Genomic DNA, 24,524 nt, shown 5'->3' on the forward strand with positions numbered 1-24,524 from the left:
TGACATCGTATCCATGTACAGTTGACAGCCCCACTGAAAGGGGCTTTTAGTTGTATATTAATAAGCTTTTCGTGATAACACCAATCACATCCGTAATGGATGGACTGATGCTGGATAAGCCAGTTAATATTAATCGTTGGTATTAATACGTTCGATATTCACACCTAGCGCGCGCAGCTTGTTTTCGACGTCTTCGTAGCCACGATCAATATGGTAAATACGGTCGATCAAGCTTTCGCCTTCAGCCGTCGCCGCCGCCATGACCAATGACATAGAAGCACGCAAATCAGTCGCCATTACTGGTGCAGCAGTAAATTTTTCAACACCTTTGACCACAGCAGTATGACCATCAACCTGAATAGAAGCGCCTAAACGATTAAGCTCAGGGACATGCATATAACGATTTTCAAAGATATTTTCGATAAAAGTACTCGTGCCATCCGCAAGACAGCTAATCGCCATCAATTGCGCCTGCATATCAGTCGGAAAACCTGGATGTGGTTGGGTGCGAATATCAACAGCCAATGGACGGCCTTTCATCTGCGCACGAATCCAATCATCACCAGTGGTAATCACGGCGCCCATGGCTTCAAATTTTTCTAACACTGGCGTTAATAATAGTGCAGATGTATTTTTGGTCAATACATCACCGCGAGTCATCAACGCGCCAGCAAGGTAAGAACCTGTCTCAATACGATCTGGTACAACTGAATACTCACAACCATGCAAGCGTTCAACGCCTTCGATAGTCATGACTGATGTACCGATACCGCTTATTTTAGCGCCCATCGCGACCAGCATATTGGCCAAATCAACCACTTCTGGCTCTAGAGCACAGTTACCTAAAACAGTCGTGCCTTTAGCAAGTGCTGCTGCCATGATTACGTTTTCAGTACCGCCCACGGTAATCATATCAAATGAGAAGTTACAGCCTATTAGCCTGCCACCTTTTGGTGCCTGTGCTATGACATAACCATTCTCTACGCTAATCGTAGCACCCATCGCTTCAAAGGCTTTGAGATGCTGATCAACAGGGCGTGAACCAATGGCACAACCGCCTGGCAATGACACTTCTGCTTCGCCAAAACGTGCCAGCAATGGGCCTAATACCAAAATTGAGGCACGCATGGTTTTAACCAAATCATACGGTGCATAAAAATTATCGATATCTTTGGTATCGCACGTAACAGTATCGCCCTGTTTTTGGATTTTGATACCCATGCCGCCAATCAATTCAATCAATGTGCGCACATCTTGTAGCGATGGCACATTGTGTAATGTCGTTGGAGTCTCGGCTAATATCATAGCCGCAAGTAACGGCAACGCGGCATTTTTGGCGCCTGAGATAGTAACTTCCCCTGCGATACGACTACTACCAGTGATTAAAAATTGATCCATAGAAGTGACAACCTAGCGATGAGTGTAAAAAATGGTGAAAATTAAACTTATAACCAACCACCTAAATGGTTGGTTTAAAATGTTCAATCATATATAGAACAGTTTAGCCTTTTGACTGGATATCCCACTCAGTAGGCGTTAATGCTTGAATATTGAGCGCATGAATATCGCCACTCGCAATCTTATCATTGACCAATGCATAAATCGCTTGTTGACGTTGAACGGCACGCTTGCCCTCAAAACTGGCATCAACCACACGTACATCAAACTTATTACCTTGATTGGCAGCTTGAATAAAAGCGTCTGGGAAGTGTGTTTGTAAAAAGGCAATCAGATCGTCAGCGTTCATGCTCATAGAATATCCTGTTGATAGCGGTAAAAAAGGGTTTTATTTTGAATGCAGGTATTATAACAAGAGTTTGAACATCTTACAGCACTGTCTGTGCATAAGAAAATCTGAACTATATATACAATACCTACATAGCAATGAAAGCAGCCATGACTTAGTAATCAGTACTTGAAACTACTTCAGCTCTTTATCTAGATAGGTCAGCACTTGCGAGCGCACATCGTTCAACCAACGCAATGGTGGTGCCATCGCACCGATACTAGTGGCATGGCTTGCGCCTTCGATAACACCGTTTTCAACTCTTGCACCATAATCTTTAAGTGCTTTGGTCATATTAATGGTATTGGTATCATAGACAATCTTGTCATTTTCAGCAGTCAATAATAGATAAGGCGGCTGCTCACCCTTTAACTGTCTGTCGGGCATGACTTGGTCAGGAGTTGCATCGGCAGGAAAAGCAATAGCGCTATCAAACTTCCTAAAGTCATAGCTATAAGGACCTGCGATACCAACCACCGCTTTGATATCTTTTGGTTTGATACCATAAGGTGCTAAGAAATCTTCGTTAGACACTGCTGCTACAGCATTAAACGCACCAGCCGATTGTCCCATGACAGCCATTCGCTGAGGATCTGCATGCAAACTTTTGGCATTGTCATAGCTCCATGCAATCGCTTTTGCCGTGTCTTTTACATAATCAGGATATGGGTGTTCGGGTGCCTTTCGATAGTTAATCACTGCGGTCACGTAGCCTGCTTTTGCCAGACTCTTACCGACGAAAGCATAGTCTTCTTTGGTACCGTTTTCCCATGAGCCACCATAGACGAACACGACCATCGGATAAGTATCGTTAATCGCGGTTTGAGCTTTCATTGCTTGTGCCAAAGGCTTGGGATAATAAACATCTAAATCTTGTGAGGGCTCATCACCGTAGAGGATGTCTTTACTAACGCCAACACCGCCACTCGATGTAATGCCATTGACGATAGCTAGCGGGGATACAGCTTGTGCACTCTGTGATGCTAGCGCGATACCACCTATTGCTAGCACTGCGGTTAATCCCGCACCTGTAAATTTGAGCGTGCGTGGCTTTTTATAGGACGCTTTGCTATTAGAGGCTTGTTCATTGAATGTATTGCTATGGCTGTTTGCGCTCTGTTGTGCGTGTTTCTCGAAATTCTTCATTTACCAGTATCCCTCTTATATTCATAAACAATGATAAGCACTATTACAGCCTCTTTATAAAATGCCATTCACTAAAATTACCATTATTTATTAAGAGTACCATTTATTATTTGGCGGGCTGTTCTATTGCTGACTGTCTATATACTACTGGTTCACTAAGGATTTATCGTGTTTTTCCTGTTAGTACTGTTTAGTCTTCTTGTCATTAAAATCCAATCACTTAACAGCCATCACTTATCTATCTGATTCGTAAATTCTGATTCGTAAATAATGGCGATGGCTACTACTGTCCCTGATACAGATCGATATAAGGACTCGATTGTGGCTGCTCACCTGTTGTGCCCTCTTCTGTCACTATAACTGGCGTTGCTGTACGAGTACTATCAATGTTAGCAACAGCGCCTTCAACGACTGGTGTTGAATCAGCATTGCCCAAATTGTTGTCAGTCATAATATCGTCTTCGTTTATCTTCACCCCTCTATCGTCTACAACCGTCGTAAGCAATACCAGTTCCGTCACACCGACCGTCGTGTTGGCAATATCAATGAGATTACTCTGTTGAGTGGGTGTCATACGTCCCATAATATAAACCACACCGTTATCGCTCACTGCCTTAATCTGTGAAGAACTAACACCATCACTAGCGGCCACTTTTGCTAACAGTTTGGAAGTAATATAACCATCCTGCACGGTAGAGCTATAACCTTTTGAGGCACTGACGTTCAATTCGTTATAAACGCGGCGTACATCAGGCATAGAGCTGACGACTTTTTCTATTTCTGTTTTGATGGCTTCAGTAGGCACTTCACCTGTCAATAGCACTTCACTGTTAAAGCTATCAATGTCCATACGGCTGGTTTGTTGCAGGTTTTCTTGTAATCCATAGACATTGATTTTGGCAGTGTGTTCGATACTGCGATCAAGCAGACGTTGCGGAATAGTGCGCTCTGTCATCGGCACACCGTACGTGCCTTCTGTGCTATTGGTCAGGTAGTTGGTCGTACAGCCAGTAACAGCGATACTAGACAGTAATATCATGCCAATCGCTGTACGATGTGATGAGCCAAAAATAGCAGTGCGCAGATGCATCCGTGTCATGATTTACCTCTTAGAACATGATTGTGACAATTATATAAATTTAATGGGTTGAGCAATTTCAATCTAACGGCTTTTAGGGCGTGTCATCAATTAGATTGTGAGGCTTAAAATGAGAAAAATTGTAGATAAACAAGGAAGAAATTGCCGTGAATATGTACATATTGGCAAAATTTCTAACGATGTTTAGCAAAATTTAGCCATTTTAAGACCACTAAATGTATTAATCCGCTAATTGATGACACGCTCTAACATAGCTACTTATAACAACTTGTAATACAGCTACTTATAACATAGCTACTTTACTGAATTTTTGCTGGTGGCGGTTATGTTTTTAGTAACGATAGCTTGATACCAAATTCTATGTGCTGTTTCATTGGGTCTATCCATTGTTTAGCTAGACCGCTTCTATATATGGTCACCATGCATCTGCTACGAAGGCACCCTGAAACCATTCTGGTTGAATGTCTACCTGCTGGCTTGTTTGGCTTACATTGCTAGCCGTATTATAAGCAATCACATCAAACCGGCATTCATAATCGCTATATTCAGGATGCTGCTGCAAAAAATAGCGAGCGGTATTGATAACTTTGCGTTGCTTACTCGCTGTCACGCTAATGGCTGCATCGCCAAATTCTGACTGCTTGCGTTGGCGAACTTCGATGAATACCAACGTTGACCACGCCTGTCCTATTTCCATCATGACCAAATCTAGCTCGCCCACTTTTGGCTGCTGCCAATTTTGCGTAATCAGCCTTAATCCTTGTGCCAGTAAAAACTCACACGCGTGCTGCTCAAACAGGCTGCCTTGGCGCTGTTTTGGTGAAGTGAGTGTCAAAGGTTTATGGTTCGCCATGATGTCGATTGGTCTGGTTAACATTTCAGAATTATCATAGCACATCATGCTAAACTAACCACTTTCGCACGCCCTAGCTATGTCATTGACAGATATTTACTCACTCATTATTTGACTGAAAAATACAATAGATGATGATATGGGCAACCGTGCCATATTCTTTTTAACGATCCGAGGTTTTCATGTCTACCCCTACCGCGATGCCAGCTTGTCTATATATCGTTGCCACGCCGATTGGTAATCTTAGCGACATGACGCCGCATGCGATTGACGTCCTAAAGCAAGTCGCCATCATTGCCTGTGAAGACACCCGTACCTCAGGCAAGCTATTATCACACTTTGGTATTGATACCAAAGGCAGTAAAACCGACGATACAAAAACTACATCTAGTCATAATGAAAACAGTGGTGCCGAAGATACGGATACCACCTCAAAGCAAAAAGGCCACAATAAGCTGTGGGCGTATCATGAGCATAATAGCGCGATTCAAACACCGAAGATTATTGAGATGATTGAGCAAGGTCATTCAGTCGCTTTGATTAGTGATGCTGGGACGCCATTAGTCAGCGACCCGGGTTATCAATTGGTACAAGCAGCACATGCTGCTGGCGTCGCCGTATCCCCTATCGTTGGTGCCTCTGCTGCCATCGCTGCACTGTCAGTCGCAGGATTGCCATCAGATCGCTTTAGCTTTATTGGTTTTTTGCCAGCAAAAACACATGGTCGCCAAAAACAGCTCGCTGCCCTAAACTCACGTACTGAGACGTTGATATTTTATGAAGCACCGCATCGTATTATCACCAGCTTAGAAGATATGGCAACGATATTTGGTGCAGATCGCGAAGTCGCTTTTTGCCGTGAATTAACCAAAACCTTTGAGACAGTACGTAAGAGTACACTTGGCGAGTTGGTTGAGTTTGTCAAAGCAGATGACAATCAACAACGCGGTGAAATAGTCGTAGTGGTCGCTGGCGTGAATGTAGCTCAGGATTCAGACGATATCACTATCCATGACAAATTACTGCAAAGACTGTTAGAGGATTTATCGGTCAAAAAAGCCGCTGCATTGGGCTCTGATATCACAGGCGTCAAAAAGAATGCGTTATATCAACGCCTACTTGAACTACAGGCTGAATAACTTTTAAATATAAAAATGTGTGTTTATCACTTAATTGAGGAGAAGTAAGCAATGTACGATGTAATGGCGATAGGGAATGCGTTGGTTGATCACGAATATGTGCTGTCTGATGCAGCATTAGCTGAGACGGAGCTGACCAAAGGTCATATGACGCTGGCTGGTATCGAAGAACAACAACAATTACTCGCATATTTCAAACTTGCTAACATTGACCCGTCAAAACAAGCAGGCGGTGGCTCAGCTGCTAATGCGATGTATACCTTTGCCAGCCTAGGTGGTAAGCCTTTTTATGCGTGCCGTGTCGGTGATGATGATCAAGGAGCGTTTTACCTCAGAGACTTACACGAAGCAGGCGTCGCAACCTCTGATAAATCTATCCATGCAGGCGGTGTGACCGGCTCATGCGTAGTTGCCGTCACCGAAGATGGCGAGCGTACCATGCAGACTTATCTTGGTACCTCAAGTGAGATTGTCGCCAACAATGTCGATTTTGATGCGTTGACGCAAGCAGACTGGCTATATCTAGAAGGCTATCTGGCGATGTCTGAGAGCATCCAACCCGCGATGACTCAATTACGTCAACAAGCCGGTATTCATAATGCGAAAATCGCGGTGAGCTTTGCTGATCCTGCGGTGGTGCAGTTTGCCAAAGATGGCTTACTCAATATGCTAGGCAATAAAGTTGAAGTAATATTCTGTAATAGCGAAGAAGCCAAGCTATTTACGGATAAAAAACAAGTCAAAGCCGCCGCACGTGCGCTACTTGAGTACTGTCACACAGCAGTAGTGACAGATGGCCCTAATGGTGCGACTATCGCCCATAAACTTAATGACAAATCAGAGATTGAAATTTATGAAGTTGCTACACCTGTGGTAGCAAACGTTATAGATACCAATGGTGCAGGTGATAACTATTCGGGTGCATTCTTGTATGCGTTATCGCAGCATTATAGCTTGCCAGAATGTGGTCGACTTGCCAGCGAAATATCAGCACAAGTTATCCAGCAATTTGGACCAAGATTAGATTCACAAGATTATAGAGATATTGCTCAGCGTGTATTATCAGCATGATATAAATAGACGTTTTTGATGCTAATAAGAAAAGCCCATAGCGAATTCGCTATGGGCTTTTTGTTTGTCACCCAATAAGCAAGTTACTCAGTTCAATGAGAGCCTTCGAGTATTAAGCTGAAGCTAGTGCCTGCTCTAAATCTGCTTTGATATCTTCAATGTGTTCGATACCAATCGACAGTCGTACCATATCAGTGCTGACACCAGCATTCTCTAACTCTTGCTCATTCAACTGACGATGCGTGGTCGTCGCTGGATGACACGCCAATGATTTGGCATCACCGATATTGACCAAACGCGTAATCAGTTGCAGCGCATCGATAAAGCGCGCACCTGCTTCCAAACCACCTTTAACCCCAAAGGTCAAAATAGCAGAAGGCGTGCCTTTCATGTACTTCTTAGCAAGCTCATGCTCAGGATGATCCGGTAAACCCGCATATTTCACCCAAGCGACTTTATCATGGTCACGTAGATATTCAGCGACTGCTTGCGCATTCTGTACATGTCGCTCCATACGTAAACCCAGTGTCTGCAAGCCTTGTAAAATACTAAAAGCATTCAATGGGCTAAGTGCCGCGCCAGTATTACGCAGCGGTGCCACACGAGCACGAGCGATAAATGCCGCTGCGCCCACGTCTTTGACAAAGTTCACACCGTGATAACTGTGATCTGGCGTGTTTAATAATGGAAAACGCTCAGGATAATCACCCCATGCGAATTTACCACTATCGACAATTGCGCCACCAATCGACGTCCCCGTACCACTCATGTACTTGGTCAATGAATGAATGACAATATCAGCACCAAACTCAAACGGACGACATAGCGCAGGTGTCGCAACCGTACTATCAATTACAACTGGCACGCCATATTCGTGAGCAATATCACTTAGTGCCTGAATATCCACGATATTACCCAATGGGTTACCGATACTTTCTGCAAAGACCATTTTAGTCTTATCATCGATTAAATCACGAATCGCTTCAGGGTTTTTGTGGTCAAAGAAGCGTACTTCGATGCCTTGACGCGGCAATGCATGGGCAAATAAATTGTAAGTACCACCATACAAGGTCGACACAGCAACGATATTGTCACCCGCTTCACAGATGGTTTGAATTGCATAAGTGATGGCAGCCATACCAGATGCCACTGCAAGCGCACCGATACCACCTTCAAGCGCTGCGACGCGCTCTTCTAACACCGCGTTGGTTGGATTCATGATACGGGTATAAATATTACCTGCGACCTTTAAATCAAACAGGTCTGCGCCATGCTGAGTATTATCAAAGGCATACGAGCTGGTATGATAGATAGGCACTGCGACGGCTTTGGTGGTGGGTTCAACGCTATAACCGGCATGAATTGCTAAGGTTTCAAGACGTTGAGGGGTCTCTGATTTTTGGGCTGCTTGCTGGTCTGCTTGTGCATCACTCATTATATATTCCTTTATTTCGATAAAAGTTATTAATCAATAATCTACCACTGAAAATTCAGCTAAAAAACAATCTACCAAATCATAGCAATAAAAAAAGCCAAGTTCATCAAAACTTGGCTTTTTAATTAAAATAACTCTTCGCTAGCACTTAAGTCTGCAAATTGCAGCTAGACTTTTATTTGTAATAAGCGTTTTCAGTACGGGTATGATCCGTCTCATCAATGACTTGGGTCAACTCTGGTATTTGCTGCTTAAGCTGTACTTCAACGCCTTGACGCAAGGTCATGTCGACTGCTGAGCACCCTTGGCAACCACCGCCGAATTTTAATACGGCTGTAAGACCAACGCCTTCTTCATCAATCAGTTCAAGCAACTGTACATCACCACCATGCGCTGCTAGACCTGGATTAATCTCTGACTGCAATACGTAGTTGATGCGCTCTTCCACACTGGCATCCGCACCCACTTTAGGTACTTTAGAGTTTGGTGCACGGAAGGTCAGCTGACCACCGAAACGGTCTTTATTGTAATCGATAACGGCATCTTCTAGATAAGGGACTGATGCCGCTTCGATAAATGCAGAGAAGCTGTCATAAGTAAAACGCAAATCAGCGCTGTCTTCTTCGCCTGGCTGGTTGTATGCCATACAGCATTCTGCACGAGGGGTGCCTGGATGCTCAACGAAAATACGTACGCCGATACCGTCTGTATCTTGCTTAGATAACAAATCCGCTAAGTACCCTTGGGCTGATTCAGTAATAGTAATATTACTTTTTGCTTCAGTCTGATCAGTATCTAGCGCTGATTCATAGTCTGCTGATGGCGCTACTGGGCTATCAACTTGGTCATGCTCACTCATAATGTTTCCTATGCGTTATGACACAAACGCTATATCTATTATGGCTACTGTGTCGTGAATTTGAATGTTTAAAATTTTACGGCTTGTATAAAACGTGCAGGCTAGCAATATTTGAGATTTATTATTATATGACGCTGCCCGCCATGAGTATAAAGTTTAATTCGTCTATAGCACTCATTATACCTGAATCAAGCATCAATTCCGACCACGCTACTGTGAATTGAACGGTGGCCACTGTAAATGGTTGTCATTGGTTTTTTTAATGATGCTACCTACTGGCAAAGTAACTCAATATTTAAACAATGAAAAATAAACATGCTTAATAGTTGTGTTGGCTGCCAAGCTATTCTCTATATCAAGCTACTCTCTATATAAAGACAGCTATACCATTTATCAAGCATCCTCAGCATTTTCGCTATGCAATACCGTTCACATCTCGTCTGAGCAAGTCATTTAGTTTTGACGTAGTATTGATAGTTTGAATAACTTTATGCACTGGCTTTATGAGCATGGTAACTTTTGATTGCCTTGTATAAATATTACGTATATTTCGGATAGGATGATTTTTATGATGACACGGACGTTGCACCTAATAACTACCAAGGATGATGAGAAAATTGCCGTTTGGAAAGTAGTTGATACTATAGAAAACAGTACGATAGCCAACCCGTTAGAAAATAGCTTGCCTATTATAAAACCTCAAAATATATTTTTGACTCACGGGACCTTTTCGGACAAACAAACTTGCTTAAAAATTGCTGAATATCTCGCTGGCCTTGGACATCACTGCTATATCATGGAGTGGCGCGGTCATGGTGACAGCTCAATGCCAAAAGAAAAATTCAATTTTGAGACGGTGGCTACTTACGACTATGAAGCGACTTTCCGCTATTTTTTTGACGAATTAACATTCGATAATTTGCATTGTATTACTCACAGTGGCGGCGGTATTGGTTTGGTTATGTTTTTAGTTCAAAACCCACGCTACATCGATAAAATAAACAGCATCAGTATGTTCGCCTGCCAAGCTTATGGTGCAGCGTCAAAGCCTATCAGTCATGCGAAAATTATTGCAGCCAAGATATTTACGCGAATGCTTGGCAGTATTCCTGCCAGAAAATTAAAGATGGGCGCTTGTGACGAAAGCTACTATACGATGAGTCAGTGGTACGACTGGAATCTACAAAAAAACTTTAAAAGTAGTTTCATAAAACAAAGCACCTTTAATGAAAGTGCATTTAATGTAAGTATTGTTAATCAAGCGAGCACTGATACAACTGCCACTGACGACGAGCCTTTGGACTATCGACAATATATGCCCAATATTACGATACCTGTCTATGCCATCAGTGCTAGAGGAGACAGCTTTATCTCACCTACCCATGGTTGTCAGCTGCTATTTGATAATTTTAAAAATCCTACCAATGTCTTTCGCGAATACGCGCTCAGCCATGGTGATTTAGACGACTATACTCATAGCCGCATTATGATCAGCCGTAACGCTGCCAAAGAAATTTGGCCAACGGTGATGGCTTGGATTGAAAAGCATTCCCATTGAAATCATAAGTGCATTTGTTTGACCTCGTCACATCACAATGCACATAATCATTGACAGTTATACCATCCCAAACATCTTTCCACTTGTCAGCAAGTCATAGGCTGTGTCAGTATTGGTATCATTAGTTTTTAATCAATAAAAATAAGTCGTAGGAAGCTAGCGTCTATGAGTGAATTGTCAGAGCAAAATTCAGATAAAAAAAGCGCAGATAGTCAGGATAAAAAACACTATCGTTATTTGGTTTTCATTGGGCGTTTTCAGCCGTTCCATCGTGGACATAAAGCTGTCATTGACGAAGCATTAAAACGCTCGGATGATGTGATTATGCTCATTGGCTCAGCCAACCTGCCACGTAGCTTACGCAATCCATTTAGCGTCGCTGAGCGCGCTGCCATGATTAAAGATGCCTACTCAGCAGAGGAAGCGGCACGTATTCACTGCGTGGGTCTAGACGATGCCCTCTATAACGACACCCGCTGGCTACAATATGTGCAAGCAGGCGTAAAATCTGTCACTGGTGACTTGCAGAGCGATATTGGGTTGATTGGTCATTCAAAAGACAGCTCATCGTATTACTTATCGCTATTCCCTAACTGGGACTCGGTCTCGGTACCCAATTATCACAATCTATCAGCCACACCTATTAGAGATAGCTATCTGATGGGAGCCACGCCGACGCCTGAGCGCACGCCTGAATCCACCCGTAAAGTGCTGAATGACTTCAAAAAAACTGACGACTATCATCAACTGCATGAAGAAGCAGATTTCATTGATAAGTATAAAAGACAGTGGGAGTCAGCTCCCTATCCACCTACATTTATGACGGCTGATGCTTTGATTGTACAGTCTGGACATATCCTGTTGGTAGAGCGCCGCAGCATGCCAGGGCGCGGATTGTGGGCATTACCTGGTGGGTTCTTAAATCCGAAAGAGACCTTATTTGATGCTTGTATCCGTGAGCTGCGTGAAGAAACGCGTCTCAAAGTTCCTGAGCCAGTATTGCGCGGCTCTTGTCACAGTCAGCATACCTTTGACGACCCCTATCGCTCGGCACGTGGTCGTACGATTACCCAAGCGTTTTACTTTCAGCTTAAAAATGACCCAAAAGGTCTACCAAAAGTAAAAGGTGGCGATGACGCAGCCAAGGCCTTTTGGTTACCGCTAGCAGAGCTTGATGCCACCATGATGTTCGAAGACCACTATGCGATTATTACCAAGATGGTTGGGTTATAAACTTACATAACGTTGACCGACTAGTACATGATTTACAACCTTATAATCGACTATAGTCTATATAATTTATTTTCTTAGTCTGTTTATTTTTAAACCTGATTTATCACTTTTTCACACATTTTTGTATAAAAGGTTTCACCGCCCGAGTCGATAGACGGCAAGGGTTTACCGCTGCAACTGTTTTTTTATCAAAGCAGCTGCGGCATTTCAAAGCAGAGGAGTTCTGTGATGTATACCAGTAATCTAAATAATTTAATTCTTAACAGCGACAGCTATAAAACCTCACATTGGGTGCAATATCCAAGCGGTAGCGAATATCTGTCAAGCTACATTGAGGCGCGTAAAGGCGACTATGATGTGGTATTTTTTGGCTTGCAAGCATTTATCAAAGAATACCTAAGCACCCCTATTACCCACCAAGATATCGATGAAGCCGAGATGGTTGTACAAGCGCACGGCTTGACTTTCAATCGTGCTGGTTGGGAGCATTTGGTGGACAAACACAATGGTTATCTACCACTACGTATCGAAGCCGTACCTGAAGGCAGCATCGTGCCAGTGTCTAACGTAGTCTGCCAAGTCATCAATACCGACCCTGAGTTTTACTGGCTGCCAAGCTATATCGAAACTGCATTATTACGTGCTATCTGGTATCCGTCGACGGTTGCTAGCGTCTCGCATTATTGCAAAGACATCATTCGTAAAGCTTTAGAAAAGTCAGCAGACAACACCGAATCACTTACGTTCAGACTGCATGATTTTGGCTCACGCGGTGCATCTAGTCAGGAGTCTGTGGCACTTGGCAGCTTGGCACATTTGGTAAACTTTGCGGGCACTGATTCAATGACGGCGTTAGTGGCTGCCAGTCGCTGGTATCAAATGGATAAAGATATGCCAGCATTTTCTATCCCTGCAGCTGAACACAGCACGATGACCGCATGGGGCCGTGATGGTGAGACAGCAGCCTTTGCCAATATGATTGAACAGTTTGGTGGCGAAGGAAAAAGCTTCTCAGTGGTCTCAGACAGCTACGACTTATGGAACGCCATCGATAATATCTGGGGTGGCAGCCTAAAAGACGACGTAAAAAACATGGGCGGCACATTGGTCATTAGACCAGACAGTGGCGAGCCTACCAAAGTCGTCCGCGAGGCGTTAGAGCGCTTGGCAGTGAAATTTGGAACGACCGTTAACAGTAAAGGCTATAAAGTACTACCTGACTACGTACGAGTCATCCAAGGTGATGGTATCAGTCCACAAAGCTTAACCAAGATAATTGATGTCATACTAAAAGCAGGGTTTAGCGTTGAAAACGTGACCTTTGGTATGGGCGGTGGCTTACTACAGCAAGTCAACCGTGACACCATGAGCTGGGCGATGAAAGCCAGTTCCATCTCTATTAATGGCACATGGAAAGACATCTATAAAGATCCCATTACTAGCCGTTCGAAACGCTCAAAAAAAGGTCGTTTGGCTTTAGTTCAAAATATTGATGGACAGCTAAAAACCATCAAGGCTGATGACTTAGCTGCCGATGCGGAAAACCTGCTGCGTGATGTGTATGTCGATGGCCAACTATTAATTGAAGACAATCTAACGGCTATTCGAGAGCGTGCTGGATGGTAGCAATATGATAAATAGCAATAAAATGGCGACAGTGGCAAGAGATGTACTCCTTGCCCCTGTTTATCTTTATCAAGGTCGTAGGATTAAGCGCGATACCATCCGCTTGCCTGAGCCACACGGTGAAAGACATGGTCATGTCCAATTAAACCAATCTACCAATACCCTTTCTGCTAATACTCAAAAAGATACCGTCAAAAAAACGCTAAACGTCATGGTCGTTGGTGACTCAGCCGCCGCTGGTGTTGGTAGTCAGACACAGCAAGAAGCACTAGTAGGCAAGCTGATCCCTGCTTTGCAACAGCAGCCTGCTATTCGTACTCAGTTTGATGAGCTGACATGGTCGTTGCAAGCAACCACTGGACACACTAGCTTTGATATTTTGCGGAGGTTATATATCCTACCTGCTCCTAGCCAAGCGGTGGATGTCATGGTATTGAGTGTCGGAGTGAATGACACCACTGCTAATGTCTCTACGCGTAAATGGCAGCAGCAGATTGAAGATATCATTGCTATTGCTCAGCGCAAGTTTGGTGTGCGAGAATTGATTTTTTCAAGTCTACCACCAATGGCACAAATGCCTGCAATACCTACTCCGCTCAATAACTTTATTGGTGCCAAAGCATCGACTTTGGATAGGATACTGCAGCAAGTCTGTGCCGCGCATGACAGTGTTACTTACATGGAAACTGACTTTCCGCGAATGATAGAAGAGCACTTTAATGGCAAACCTATTGATATTGCCGTGATGTTTGCTAGTGACGGCTTTCATCCTAGCAGCCTAATGTATGGCTATTGGGCACAGCAGTTGTCAGATTTGATGGTGCAAGTATTAGACACTCCGACTGCTTAAGGCTTGTCTTAATTTCACCTTTCAGAAACACTACCCTAAAATTCAAACAAAAAAACCGCTGAATAATCAGCGGTTTTTTCTTGCTTTGCGAAATATATTTACACAATAAGTGTAAATTATTCTGCAGCGTCAGTATCAGCAGCTTTCTTACGGCCACCAAACGCACCAAAGCGTTTGTTAAAGCTAGCAACACGGCCTTCAGTAGAAGTTTTGCGTTGTTCGCCAGTATAGAATGGATGCGACGCACTTGAGATATCAAGTGGGTAGTATGGATATTCTGTACCTTCGTATTCACGAGTAGCTTTAGTTTTAGCAGTTGAACGAGTCAAAAAGAAAACGTCAGCGTTAGTGTCGTGGAATAAAACTTCTTGGTAATTAGGATGGATATCTTTACGCATAATAAACTCTCTATGTCCGATGTATGTATAGTGCTTTTGAGCAACATCTTAAATGATGTGTCAAATCAGCAATGGCATACGTAACTGAGGCACTAAGGACATTTATAAGTATGGCAGCTGCATCACTGGCTTATTCCAGCACCCAACACCATTCCTCTGCTCACTTAGCCTTTCCCCAGCGGGAAAATCAAAACGCGATTTTAACGGTTTTCGACGTCCGATGCAAGTCAGTCAGGTGCTAAGACTGTAATGATATGCCAATACAATCTCGATAAAGATCAATCAGTTCTAGAACACAAAAGAATAGTGTACCAAAGGCAATAAAAGTCGATATAGTCAATCCTCTATACTTTAATATGCCGAGCAAGCTAAATAACGTAGCAGCTACATAGTGAATAGACCATAGCGTGCCATATTATTCAGTTAATAGTTTGGCTAGCATCAATACGCCTGATGCCAATGGGCTGTCTTTACGATAAACAATCGATAGCTGAACTTGTTTTGACCCATGACTGAGTGGCGTCATGACCAATGATTTTTCATATCGACTACCGACCACCATATTTTTACCAATGATGGTGTAGCCTAACCCTGCAGCGACGCATCCTAAGACACCATCAGCGCTGCTCATCAGCATTAGCTCATCACACCCTCTGCCTGCTTCTTGTTGCCAAATAATGGCCTGTGTCCTATAACCACAACCTTCATCACGTACGAATAAAACAGCGTCATGCTCACTGCCCAGTGGCGTCACCATCATCAGCTCTTCTCTGACAACAGGAATCACCACCAGATCTTTATGCTTGGGGGCATTGCCGATTGCCGCACAGTCCACTTTATTATTTAATACAGCCAATACCAACCTATCGCTAGTATCTGTATAAATTTTAGCGCGAATCTCAGAGTGGTTTAACTTTAGTTGTTTCAGTGCTAATGGCATATGAACAGCAGCAAATGTTTCAGGCATACCGATTATTAATTCATAACTGTCTTTATTACGCAACATAGCCGTTGTGGCTTGGTACTCTAGTTTTAAAATTTGATCGGCGTAATCGCACAGCTGTCGCCCACTCGGGGTTAACTGCAACTTTCGACCAATGATATTGAATAGCTTGGTATCTATTTCTCTTTCGAGTTTTTTAATACGATTGGTAATATTCGACTGAACGGTATGCAATTTCTCAGCAGCCCCTTTAATCCCGTCTTCATCCACCACCGCTTTAAACGTCTTTAACGTCAAAATCTCCATGTGAAAATCCTTATTCACTTATCAAATAGTTCTTATAATGAGAATACTTTGTTCTAGATAATTCAATTTTTAAGATTAACAGAGTCACGTATTCTTTGTTAATAACTTTCCGATATGAAGTAATAAAAATGTCTATAGAACTCACGAAAGTCCAAGTATATATTGCTGGAATTTGCAGTTTGATAGTGACCGTAGGGGTTGCTCGATTTTCGTATAGTCTATTGCTACCCGTCATGCAGGAAGGCGCAGGTTTAACAGAGTTAGGTGGCGGATGGTTAGCCAGTACGAACTTTATGGGGTATATGTTTGGCGTTTTGCTTGCGGCGAGCATGCGTAATCTAAATCATAAATATCACTTACATCGTGTTTATCTTATTTTGAGTGTAGTCACCTCTGCAGCCATGGTTTTGACGACAGATATAACCATTTGGGCGATATTAAGGTTCCTCGCTGGAACCTGTGCTTCAGGCGGGTTTATTATTGCTTCAGGATTGATATTGAAATGGCTAGTAAAAAATAACCACCGTGCTGAGCTCGGGATTCATTTCGCAGGTGCTGGATTGAGTATTGTGATTACCTCATTATTGTTTGAGGCAATGCAATCAATATCAGCAGATTGGCAACAGCAGTGGTTAGCACTCTCTGTTTTGGCGATCATCTTTGCTGTGCCCGCGTGGTTGTGGATGCCACACCCTTCTACCGAAAGTAAAAATCAAGAAGTGGTTAAGGACAATCCACCAAGTAAAATATTTAAGTCACTTATGATGCTGGCCTATTTTTGTGCAGGTTATGGTTATGCGGTCAGCTCTACCTTTATCGTCGATATTGTAGAGAGTGTAAAAGGCTTGCAAGGACAAGGAGGTTTTGTCTTTTTATTAATTGGTTTAGCCGCCACCCCAGCTGCACTTATATGGGATCGTATTGCACGAAGATTCGGCTATCTTAGGACACTAATTGCCGCTTATTTTTTACAAATTATCGGCATCATATTGCCTGCAACCAATGACAGCTTACCGACGGTCATAATCAGTGCGGTGTTATTTGGCGGTACTTTCATCGCTTGTGTGAGCTTGGTGTTAACGATGGCTGGTAAATTCTTCCCCAGTGATCCTGCTAAATTTATGGGGACAATGACGTTATCGTATGGTGCGGCTCAAATCATTGCACCCGTCTGTACAGGTTATATTGTTAAAATTTATGGAAGCTATGACCCTGGCCTGTATCTATCAGCCGCAGTCGTGACAATGGGCACCCTACTCTTATATGGCTTATTAAATTTAAAGCAGCCTTAACCAAAACCTATCTCTCACAAACTATCAAACAATGAGATTTCGACTTAAATCTGCATACTAGGATAAGTACCAAAATAGCTACAAGCAGCCACTCGATGGCTGCTTTTTTTATTGATATAAAAATAACTGCATCATTCTTTAAATATATTCAATAAAACGCATAAAATCTTTTGATAAGCTTGTGAACCTCAACATTTATTGTTATATTCGTATATGTGAATTTACGAATATATTACATAACACTGAGGAAGCAGAAAAATGGATACAGTAAAAGTTGATTTTATAGATATAGATAAAGAATGGGACAAACAAATATCAGACTATCATTTTGACATATACCATTTATCTGGCTGGATTGCGGCATCAGCTGTTGTTGATAAAGGCATGCCTCAAGGTATAGTCGCCCACTATAAAGATAAGAAAGTGTTTTTACCTATTATCATACGAGAGATAGATTCAGAGCATTGGGATGCTACCTCTACGTATGGCTACGGTGGTCCTGTAATGGACAAAACGCTAACCGATGCCCAGCTAGATATCGTACTAGAAGGCATAAGAACCTTTCTCTTTGAAAAAGGCTGTGTTTCATTATTCATGCGATTGCATCCAATCATCAATAAAGAATGGCTTCCTACCGTTGGGAAAGCACTCACTCATGGTCTGACATTGATGTCCGACTTAAAAAAATCTGAAGAAGAACACTGGAGCGAGACTCAAAACCGTCATCGTCGTGGTATCAAAAAAGCCATGAAAATGGAGGTTGTCACAAAAATTGAGCGCCTAACCAAAGAAAGTGCCATGGTGTTCTCGAACATTTATAAAGAAACGATGGAACATGTTAATGCCAGCCAATATTACTTTTTTGATGACAACTATTTTTTCAACTTATTTGAAAACCTTCAAGACAGAATACTGCTAATAACAGCTTATCAAGATGGTAAGGCCATTGGTTCATCGATATACACGATCTGTAGAGAGTCAGGCATTATGCAGTTCCATCTCGGTGGCACGCTTAACGCATACACACATCTACAGCCGTCTAAACTCATTACTCATATTGCTCGTAACTGGGGTAGAGAAAACAACTATAATTTGCTCCATCTTGGTGGTGGCGTAGGCTCCAACCTAGATTCGTTGTATGAGTACAAAAAAGGATTTAGCTCACAAGAGCTGTTGTTTAAGACCTATAGACTTGTTGTCAATTCGTCCAAATACGCAGCATTGATTGCGAACAGTTGGTTTACTGAAAACGATTTAAGCTCAGATTTTTTCCCTTTGTATAGAAAAGAGCCAACCAAAGAAACTGTGTTGGAAGCTGAAGGCACTGAATCTCTAGTAAATGTTTGATAAACAGACTCACCTACTCTCAACAAATAAAAAAGCAGCCACGATGATGGCTGCTTTTTTTCGACTCAAGTTTAAGTATGTTTATTTCATTGTAACGATATGCCACACACCTAACTTGTTATCGCCATCTTTATCACCCACTTTAGTATCATTGGCATAGAAATACAAAGGCTTGCCATTCATGGCCCATTGATACTTACCGTCTTCGCGTTGGAACGCAGCAAACTGACCTGAGGCTTTTGCATTGTCAGGTGCTAGAAATGCTGGCCATACTAGCAAACAGGCAGCGCCACATTCTGATTTCCCCATAGAATCTTTATCAAAAGTATATAGAGTCATATGATTGTTTGCATCGACCAACATACCGTTTTTGCTCGTAACGGGTGCCGTATTGTTATTAGTAGCCTGCACTTCATGCATGCCAGAACCGTCTTTCCCCATTACATTGTTTAACGTTGAACAACCAGTAAGCGTCAAAACACCTGTCAACGCCGATAATATGAGCATACGTTTCATAATAACGTCCTTGTTTTTGTCATGGTTAGCTTTATTTAGCATTTGCTGATAATCATATGATTTGAGTATCTGTGATTTAAGTAGAAGCAAAAATGACTCAATCTTGACTTCAAGCTATTTAATATAGCATGTGAACGTAGACAGTTGTGTTGATACGGAAAGGTCTTTACAAAACTGCCTATATCCTACGGAACAAGCCAACAAATCCATCGCACTGAGTAGACAGGCTTACCTACTCGTTGACAAAACTCATGTATTCACTTACTTATTTATCATCATATGAGTTGTAGTTTTTCGTAAAATAACCCTATAGAGTTTAAGAGTTGCTAAACAATACGAAATATTTCTACGGCGGCCCAATATATATATTGAACTTGGCAACTTTGCACGCATATCAACAGTTATAAGTTATTTAGACACAAGATAGTTAATGAATACATCGAGCACTATTTGCTGTGAATGCTATTAAGGATATAACAACGAAAATGACTCAATCTGTTATCAAAAATCAAACGCAGCCTACCAAACGCGTCGGTATTCTAGGTGGTGGCACGGCTGGTGCGACTATTGCTATTCGCCTGGCGGCGTTAGGGCTTGAAACCTATTTATTTGAAAAAAACAAATCACTGATTGATGGCCCACCGATGTGTCATCTACATGCAGGTGGCAACCTATATCGAGAGATACCTGACGAGGACTGTGTTGCCCTACTGAAACAATGCATCGATATTTTGCGCCTTTATCCTTATACCATCGATGTACGTCCAACCGTATTTGCCGTGCCGACACGAGATGGCGGTCTGCCCGAGGACTTGCTTCCTCGTCTCAATATATTGACCGATGCTTATCATGAGCTTATCGCTCAAGATAGCAGTAATAAAGTACTGGGTGAGCCGGAAGACTACTATCAGCTATATAGCCATGAGCAATTGATTGAACTGTCCGAGCGTGAGCAAGTTGCTGTGCCAACGACCATTGACGAATGGATGATACCAGTCGCCAAATATCTGGATCTGAACAAAGTTAAGTTTCCATTGATTGTTGTACAGGAGTACGGCTGGAATATCTTCCGCCTAGCGGCTTCTGCACAATTGGCACTAGCAGATTATGACCATGCTCATGTCTTTACCGATACTCAAGTACAGCAAGTTATGCCTGTCGACTGCGAGAACTGCTCAAACGCGGATCACCATGTCACCAAATGGCGTATCGACTACCAACAAGCTGCTGGTCACGAGTCAGCTCTCGAATCAAAGCCTCAAACTGAGTCTATCGAAGTAGATTACTTGATCAATGCCTGTGGCTTTCGTACTGGTGTAATCGACGATATGGTAGGTGTCAAAGTGACTCGTATGGTTGAGTTTAAGTCTTCTTATATTACGCATTGGGACAATGCTGGCGGGCAGATACCAGAGATTATTGTTTATGGCAATCGAGGTACACCAGAAGGCATGGCGCAGCTAACCCCTTATCCAGGTGGCTACTTTCAAATACATGGCATGAGTAAATTCATCACTTTATTTGATGATGGTCTGGTCGCTTCTAGCAAAGAAAGTGCACAGCCGAAATTGCCACCGCAATATGTTCATTATATCGAAGATGGTTGGGACAAAGCCCCGTTACAAGCTCGCAGCCAACAATCGATTGATTATGTGGCTGAGTTTGTACCGACTTTCCATAGCGCGCGTACGGTCGGTAATGCGTTATATGGTGGGCAGCAAATACCTGGGCAAGATGACACTTTGCGGGTTGCCGATGTGAGCTTATATTCCAATATACGTTATGCGCGTGCTGAAAATGTCAAAGCATCCTCGACTCTGATCGCTGCCGATCAAATCGTTGACGAATTGACTAAACTTGGCTTGGTTGATTCCGACACGCCTGCGAATCGCAATCGCGATGCTCATGAATGGTCTTATCTGATGCATAACGATAGTATGACTATTGATAGAGTCGCTCGTGGTTTGGCTGAAGAACGTGGTTTCCCTCTAGCAATGGCGGGCGTGAATCACAGTATTCCTAAGAAGACCCTAGACGCTATATAGTTCATTTCATATAAATCAGACATGGTTTCAGGCTTGTCTTAAGCCTCATTATTAGCTACTTTAAAAACTGCACGAAAAAAGGAGAGAGTGGCTTGTAATTAGCCACCCTCTCCTTTTTTATGTAGATCTACACTCGATTGCCTTGTACTACTTTTAACTTGAATCAATTATAAGCCAAATACTGCTTAAAACCAGCCTTAGTTACCAGCCATTTTTTCTGTATCGACAGCACTATCGATGGTTACTACGGTTTTTAATAGGTCAATGGCTTCATCAATCGTATTGCACACCACCAAACGCTCAAGATCTTCTTGCTTCATAAACCCTTGGTCAGCAGTATATTTTAAATGCTCAACCATACGATCATAAAAACCATTGATATTGAGGATAATCATCGGCTTTTCATGCTGATATAACTGACGCCAAGTAGCAATCTCCATGATTTCTTCTAATGTACCAAGACCACCAGGCAATGTAATGAAGGCATCAGCATACTCTGCCATCACTGTCTTTCGGGTGTGCATGGTATCGGTTAGGTGCAAACGAGTTAGCTGCTCATGAGCAATCTCATGTTTGAGCATAAAGGTTGGGATCACGCCAACTGCTTGCGCACCACCATTAATGACCTCATCTGCGACCGCACCCATCAGCCCAATACTAGCACCACCGTAGACCAGACCCATACCATTATCGGCTAACGCACGACCTAACTCACGTGCTGCTTGCTCGTAGACTTCTTTATTACCGAGACGTGATCCGCAATACACTGCCACTAATGGCATCGTCAATTCAGACTTATCAACTGCTTGTTCAATATTAGTGATGTCTTGGCTAGTGATAACTTCATACGTATCGTTGTTAATCTTCATTTGCATATAGCTTCCTTAATGTTACATCGATTGTTTTTATTGAATGTCTATTGATTAAAAGTTTAGTTATTAAAAAGTGTATGTATATTAATTATTCAAATAATAGATTTTTATGAAAACCTTGATAGATAATAGCATTTAAAATAAAAAAAATAGAACTTGGAAGTCATCTTCGAGTGCCTTCCTTACCAGGATTTATTCTAACATAAGCAATCCTATCAGATGTCAGCAACGATTTATCACTACGCAATAACTACATGCCCGAGACGATTAGCGATTCTTTACTCATCAAACGCACTCACAAAAATGATAAAACACACTAAGGTCAAACCATGGACAATAGCACTCTCAATAATAAAATGGATACTGACTCGCAAACAGAGATTTACTCTCTAAGCATCATGACAGACCGTAATAAGGTATTGGCAGCGACTGTCTATCGCCCTACAGAAACAATAAAAACAGCGATTATGATAGCACCAGCCACTGGTATCAAACGCCAGTTTTACCATAGCTTTGCGACCTACTTAGCAGAACACGGCTTTGGGGTGCTGACTTTTGATAACGAAGGTATCGGCGAGTCGCTTTCTTCTGACTTATCTAAATGTGATGCATCTTTGATTAGTTGGGGTCGCCATGACATGCCAGCCGTCCTTGATGCCCTACAAGATGAGTTCTCTGATGCGACTTATCATTTAATTGGTCATAGTGCAGGCGGTCAGCTCATTGGTTTGATGCCCAATTATAAGACTATCAATTCTGTATTCAACGTTGCCTGCTCATCAGGGCGTATCAAAAACATGGACATGCCGTATAAACTCAAGGCAATAGGCTTTATGGATGCATTCATTCCACTCGCTAACTTGACGCTAGGCTACACACCATCGGATAAAATTGGCATGGGTGAGCCATTACCGCGCGGTGTGGCTCGACAGTGGCGTGATTGGTGCAATGGCGCAGGCTATATCAAGACCGCTTTTGGCAAGAGCATACACACGCATTTCTATGATGAACTGAGCATGCCAGCGCTTTGGTTGGGATTTAGCGATGACGAGATTGCCAATAGCAAAAACATGGATGATATGATTCGCGTATTTACGAAAATGCCAGTAGAAAAGCGCTTTTTAGAACCCAAAGATTTCGGGCTAAACCATATCGGCCACATGCGTTATTTTAGTAGTAAAACCAATGCCAAAGCGCCACAACTATGGCAGAGGGCAGTAGATTGGCTGAATAAGCAGTAGCATTTTTTACTAACCCATTTAAACTCAATCAGCTCTATTTACTTTTCCGCATTTTCGTTCTCTTCTGCTTTGATACGCTTGGTCAACGCAGAATACAGCGACGGCTGCATGTTATGAATATTGCCTATCATCCATTTAACATAGTTGATCGGTACTTCTTTAATTGGCTTGCCCTTATGCTTGCCAAACGGCATTTTACTCACAGGGGTCGCTTTATTAGAGATAGCATGCGCCGCCGAAAAATCCGTCGGAGCAATCTCTAGACGTTCGCAGCAAGCCTGATACAGCAAATAACACATGCGCGCATCGCCTAATGCATCATGAGCGGCAACTGTCATTACACTTGCCTCAGACTTTCCTAATAGCTGCTCGATACACTTGGACTGACCATAAGCACTCCATTCTGGAAAGGCTGCCCGCGCTAGCCGCACAGTACATATGAGTTTGGCAGAAGGACTACCAATCACTCGCCAATCAAAACGTACGTTGTGACCAATCAAATACTCAGGCAATTCAAATTGATCTAATTCAAAACGTTCAAGACCAGCCACATCCTCATCAGTAATACCATGTACCTTGATAACAACGGGTGATATAGATCGGCCACTATTAAAGTATTTCATCCATTCAAATCCTGTCGCCACATTAATAGTCGCAACTTGAATAGGTCGTGGATCACGGCCTTGATCTGTTTCGGTGTCGATAATCAGAGCAGTGTCAAAATCAATCATAAAATATGGTCATCAATAGTAGCTGAAATGGCCTGATAGAAACGTCATAATGAATAGCAATACGCTTGTCACATTTATGATTATTGGGATAAAAGCCAAATATAACAAGGTCATACAGAAAATGAAGGATAGAACTTCTACAATATAGTATTCCATAATATAAAAAAACCAAGAGAGC

At 42.6% G+C, this 24,524-nt stretch carries 22 protein-coding genes; 10 read left to right on the forward strand and 12 right to left on the reverse strand.

Annotated elements, in window-relative coordinates:
- Positions 1 to 129: 129 nt before the first annotated feature.
- The 5 genes from murA to I6E61_RS13150 all read right to left on the reverse strand — a co-directional run bounded on the left by murA (position 130) and on the right by I6E61_RS13150 (position 4,932).
- Complete coding sequence (murA, locus tag I6E61_RS13130; RefSeq protein WP_197102461.1) at positions 130 to 1,398, reverse strand: UDP-N-acetylglucosamine 1-carboxyvinyltransferase; 1,269 nt, start codon at positions 1,396 to 1,398, stop codon at positions 130 to 132.
- A gap of 103 nt (positions 1,399 to 1,501) precedes the next feature.
- On the reverse strand, positions 1,502 to 1,753 hold the full coding sequence (locus I6E61_RS13135; protein ID WP_320158594.1) for a BolA/IbaG family iron-sulfur metabolism protein: 252 nt from the start codon (positions 1,751 to 1,753) through the stop codon (positions 1,502 to 1,504).
- 168 nt (positions 1,754 to 1,921) lie between these two features.
- Positions 1,922 to 2,932 (reverse strand): alpha/beta hydrolase, encoded by a 1,011-nt coding sequence (locus I6E61_RS13140; protein WP_197135165.1) that lies wholly within the window; start codon positions 2,930 to 2,932, stop codon positions 1,922 to 1,924.
- Positions 2,933 to 3,215: 283 nt separating this feature from the next.
- Positions 3,216 to 4,031 (reverse strand): BON domain-containing protein, encoded by an 816-nt coding sequence (locus I6E61_RS13145; protein WP_197135166.1) that lies wholly within the window; start codon positions 4,029 to 4,031, stop codon positions 3,216 to 3,218.
- Between the two features lie 415 nt (positions 4,032 to 4,446).
- On the reverse strand, positions 4,447 to 4,932 hold the full coding sequence (locus tag I6E61_RS13150) for a YraN family protein (protein WP_197135167.1): 486 nt from the start codon (positions 4,930 to 4,932) through the stop codon (positions 4,447 to 4,449).
- Between the two features lie 134 nt (positions 4,933 to 5,066).
- Between I6E61_RS13150 and rsmI the strand changes: the two genes are divergently transcribed.
- The gene (gene rsmI / locus I6E61_RS13155; RefSeq protein ID WP_197135168.1) at positions 5,067 to 6,023 is read left to right on the forward strand and encodes a 16S rRNA (cytidine(1402)-2'-O)-methyltransferase; all 957 of its coding nucleotides are present in this window, start codon (positions 5,067 to 5,069) and stop codon (positions 6,021 to 6,023) included.
- 51 nt (positions 6,024 to 6,074) lie between these two features.
- Complete coding sequence (locus I6E61_RS13160; RefSeq protein ID WP_197135169.1) at positions 6,075 to 7,094, forward strand: adenosine kinase; 1,020 nt, start codon at positions 6,075 to 6,077, stop codon at positions 7,092 to 7,094.
- Positions 7,095 to 7,206: 112 nt separating this feature from the next.
- Here the strand turns inward: I6E61_RS13160 and I6E61_RS13165 are convergent, their stop codons facing one another.
- Together I6E61_RS13165 and nfuA are read right to left on the reverse strand one after the other, a co-directional pair.
- Positions 7,207 to 8,529, reverse strand: a complete 1,323-nt coding sequence (locus I6E61_RS13165) for an O-acetylhomoserine aminocarboxypropyltransferase/cysteine synthase family protein (protein ID WP_197135170.1) — start codon at positions 8,527 to 8,529, stop codon at positions 7,207 to 7,209.
- 175 nt (positions 8,530 to 8,704) lie between these two features.
- A complete protein-coding gene (gene nfuA, locus I6E61_RS13170; RefSeq protein WP_110924191.1) occupies positions 8,705 to 9,388 on the reverse strand; it encodes a Fe-S biogenesis protein NfuA in 684 nt (227 codons plus the stop codon).
- Positions 9,389 to 9,956: 568 nt separating this feature from the next.
- On the opposite strand from nfuA, the gene I6E61_RS13175 reads away from it, so the two are divergent.
- The 4 genes from I6E61_RS13175 to I6E61_RS13190 all read left to right on the forward strand — a co-directional run bounded on the left by I6E61_RS13175 (position 9,957) and on the right by I6E61_RS13190 (position 14,655).
- A complete protein-coding gene (locus I6E61_RS13175) occupies positions 9,957 to 10,946 on the forward strand; it encodes an alpha/beta fold hydrolase (protein WP_197135171.1) in 990 nt (329 codons plus the stop codon).
- 165 nt (positions 10,947 to 11,111) lie between these two features.
- A complete protein-coding gene (locus I6E61_RS13180; protein ID WP_197135172.1) occupies positions 11,112 to 12,179 on the forward strand; it encodes a bifunctional nicotinamide-nucleotide adenylyltransferase/Nudix hydroxylase in 1,068 nt (355 codons plus the stop codon).
- A 228-nt stretch (positions 12,180 to 12,407) separates the two neighbouring features.
- Positions 12,408 to 13,805, forward strand: coding sequence for a nicotinate phosphoribosyltransferase (locus tag I6E61_RS13185; protein ID WP_197135173.1), 1,398 nt, complete (start codon positions 12,408 to 12,410; stop codon positions 13,803 to 13,805).
- 4 nt (positions 13,806 to 13,809) lie between these two features.
- Positions 13,810 to 14,655 (forward strand): SGNH/GDSL hydrolase family protein, encoded by an 846-nt coding sequence (locus I6E61_RS13190; protein WP_227685923.1) that lies wholly within the window; start codon positions 13,810 to 13,812, stop codon positions 14,653 to 14,655.
- Positions 14,656 to 14,771: 116 nt separating this feature from the next.
- Here I6E61_RS13190 and I6E61_RS13195 read toward each other — a convergent pair whose 3' ends face one another.
- Together I6E61_RS13195 and I6E61_RS13200 are read right to left on the reverse strand one after the other, a co-directional pair.
- Positions 14,772 to 15,053: a type B 50S ribosomal protein L31 gene (locus I6E61_RS13195; RefSeq protein WP_110924187.1), complete on the reverse strand. Its 282-nt coding sequence runs from the start codon at positions 15,051 to 15,053 to the stop codon at positions 14,772 to 14,774.
- Between the two features lie 415 nt (positions 15,054 to 15,468).
- Positions 15,469 to 16,302 (reverse strand): LysR family transcriptional regulator, encoded by an 834-nt coding sequence (locus tag I6E61_RS13200; RefSeq protein ID WP_197135174.1) that lies wholly within the window; start codon positions 16,300 to 16,302, stop codon positions 15,469 to 15,471.
- Between the two features lie 128 nt (positions 16,303 to 16,430).
- On the opposite strand from I6E61_RS13200, the gene I6E61_RS13205 reads away from it, so the two are divergent.
- Complete coding sequence (locus I6E61_RS13205) at positions 16,431 to 17,594, forward strand: YbfB/YjiJ family MFS transporter (protein ID WP_197135175.1); 1,164 nt, start codon at positions 16,431 to 16,433, stop codon at positions 17,592 to 17,594.
- Positions 17,595 to 17,852: 258 nt separating this feature from the next.
- Positions 17,853 to 18,941, forward strand: a complete 1,089-nt coding sequence (locus I6E61_RS13210) for a peptidoglycan bridge formation glycyltransferase FemA/FemB family protein (RefSeq protein WP_197135176.1) — start codon at positions 17,853 to 17,855, stop codon at positions 18,939 to 18,941.
- An 81-nt stretch (positions 18,942 to 19,022) separates the two neighbouring features.
- On the opposite strand, the gene I6E61_RS13215 is transcribed toward I6E61_RS13210, so the two are convergent.
- Positions 19,023 to 19,457, reverse strand: a complete 435-nt coding sequence (locus I6E61_RS13215; RefSeq protein ID WP_197135177.1) for a hypothetical protein — start codon at positions 19,455 to 19,457, stop codon at positions 19,023 to 19,025.
- Between the two features lie 485 nt (positions 19,458 to 19,942).
- Between I6E61_RS13215 and I6E61_RS13220 the strand changes: the two genes are divergently transcribed.
- Entirely contained in the window at positions 19,943 to 21,502 is a 1,560-nt protein-coding gene (locus I6E61_RS13220; RefSeq protein WP_197135178.1) for an FAD-dependent oxidoreductase, read from the forward strand.
- A gap of 197 nt (positions 21,503 to 21,699) precedes the next feature.
- Here the strand turns inward: I6E61_RS13220 and I6E61_RS13225 are convergent, their stop codons facing one another.
- Positions 21,700 to 22,377, reverse strand: coding sequence for a TIGR00730 family Rossman fold protein (locus I6E61_RS13225; RefSeq protein WP_197135179.1), 678 nt, complete (start codon positions 22,375 to 22,377; stop codon positions 21,700 to 21,702).
- A 326-nt stretch (positions 22,378 to 22,703) separates the two neighbouring features.
- Between I6E61_RS13225 and I6E61_RS13230 the strand changes: the two genes are divergently transcribed.
- On the forward strand, positions 22,704 to 23,615 hold the full coding sequence (locus tag I6E61_RS13230; protein WP_227685932.1) for an alpha/beta fold hydrolase: 912 nt from the start codon (positions 22,704 to 22,706) through the stop codon (positions 23,613 to 23,615).
- A 38-nt stretch (positions 23,616 to 23,653) separates the two neighbouring features.
- Here I6E61_RS13230 and I6E61_RS13235 read toward each other — a convergent pair whose 3' ends face one another.
- A complete protein-coding gene (locus I6E61_RS13235; protein ID WP_197135180.1) occupies positions 23,654 to 24,346 on the reverse strand; it encodes a DUF3820 family protein in 693 nt (230 codons plus the stop codon).
- Between the last annotated feature and the right edge of the window lie 178 nt (positions 24,347 to 24,524).

It is taken from the genome of Psychrobacter sp. NZS113, assembly GCF_015864825.1.
In the GTDB taxonomy this organism is placed as follows: Bacteria; Pseudomonadota; Gammaproteobacteria; order Pseudomonadales; family Moraxellaceae; genus Psychrobacter.

Bases quoted from the DNA above. Each gene is read 5' to 3' on its own strand.
- I6E61_RS13145 (WP_197135166.1), bottom strand. From the start codon at position 4,031: ATGACACGGATGCATCTGCGCACTGCTATTTTTGGCTCATCACATCGT.
- I6E61_RS13135 (WP_320158594.1), bottom strand. From the start codon at position 1,753: ATGAGCATGAACGCTGACGATCTGATTGCCTTTTTACAAACACACTTC.
- nfuA (WP_110924191.1), bottom strand. From the start codon at position 9,388: ATGAGTGAGCATGACCAAGTTGATAGCCCAGTAGCGCCATCAGCAGAC.
- I6E61_RS13225 (WP_197135179.1), bottom strand. From the start codon at position 22,377: ATGCAAATGAAGATTAACAACGATACGTATGAAGTTATCACTAGCCAA.
- I6E61_RS13200 (WP_197135174.1), bottom strand. From the start codon at position 16,302: ATGGAGATTTTGACGTTAAAGACGTTTAAAGCGGTGGTGGATGAAGAC.
- I6E61_RS13215 (WP_197135177.1), bottom strand. From the start codon at position 19,457: ATGAAACGTATGCTCATATTATCGGCGTTGACAGGTGTTTTGACGCTT.
- I6E61_RS13180 (WP_197135172.1), top strand. From the start codon at position 11,112: ATGAGTGAATTGTCAGAGCAAAATTCAGATAAAAAAAGCGCAGATAGT.
- I6E61_RS13220 (WP_197135178.1), top strand. From the start codon at position 19,943: ATGACTCAATCTGTTATCAAAAATCAAACGCAGCCTACCAAACGCGTC.
- I6E61_RS13230 (WP_227685932.1), top strand. From the start codon at position 22,704: ATGGACAATAGCACTCTCAATAATAAAATGGATACTGACTCGCAAACA.
- I6E61_RS13205 (WP_197135175.1), top strand. From the start codon at position 16,431: ATGTCTATAGAACTCACGAAAGTCCAAGTATATATTGCTGGAATTTGC.
- rsmI (WP_197135168.1), top strand. From the start codon at position 5,067: ATGTCTACCCCTACCGCGATGCCAGCTTGTCTATATATCGTTGCCACG.
- I6E61_RS13210 (WP_197135176.1), top strand. From the start codon at position 17,853: ATGGATACAGTAAAAGTTGATTTTATAGATATAGATAAAGAATGGGAC.
- I6E61_RS13185 (WP_197135173.1), top strand. From the start codon at position 12,408: ATGTATACCAGTAATCTAAATAATTTAATTCTTAACAGCGACAGCTAT.
- I6E61_RS13190 (WP_227685923.1), top strand. From the start codon at position 13,810: ATGATAAATAGCAATAAAATGGCGACAGTGGCAAGAGATGTACTCCTT.
- I6E61_RS13140 (WP_197135165.1), bottom strand. From the start codon at position 2,932: ATGAAGAATTTCGAGAAACACGCACAACAGAGCGCAAACAGCCATAGC.
- I6E61_RS13165 (WP_197135170.1), bottom strand. From the start codon at position 8,529: ATGAGTGATGCACAAGCAGACCAGCAAGCAGCCCAAAAATCAGAGACC.
- I6E61_RS13235 (WP_197135180.1), bottom strand. From the start codon at position 24,346: ATGATTGATTTTGACACTGCTCTGATTATCGACACCGAAACAGATCAA.
- I6E61_RS13195 (WP_110924187.1), bottom strand. From the start codon at position 15,053: ATGCGTAAAGATATCCATCCTAATTACCAAGAAGTTTTATTCCACGAC.
- I6E61_RS13160 (WP_197135169.1), top strand. From the start codon at position 6,075: ATGTACGATGTAATGGCGATAGGGAATGCGTTGGTTGATCACGAATAT.
- murA (WP_197102461.1), bottom strand. From the start codon at position 1,398: ATGGATCAATTTTTAATCACTGGTAGTAGTCGTATCGCAGGGGAAGTT.
- I6E61_RS13150 (WP_197135167.1), bottom strand. From the start codon at position 4,932: ATGATGTGCTATGATAATTCTGAAATGTTAACCAGACCAATCGACATC.
- I6E61_RS13175 (WP_197135171.1), top strand. From the start codon at position 9,957: ATGATGACACGGACGTTGCACCTAATAACTACCAAGGATGATGAGAAA.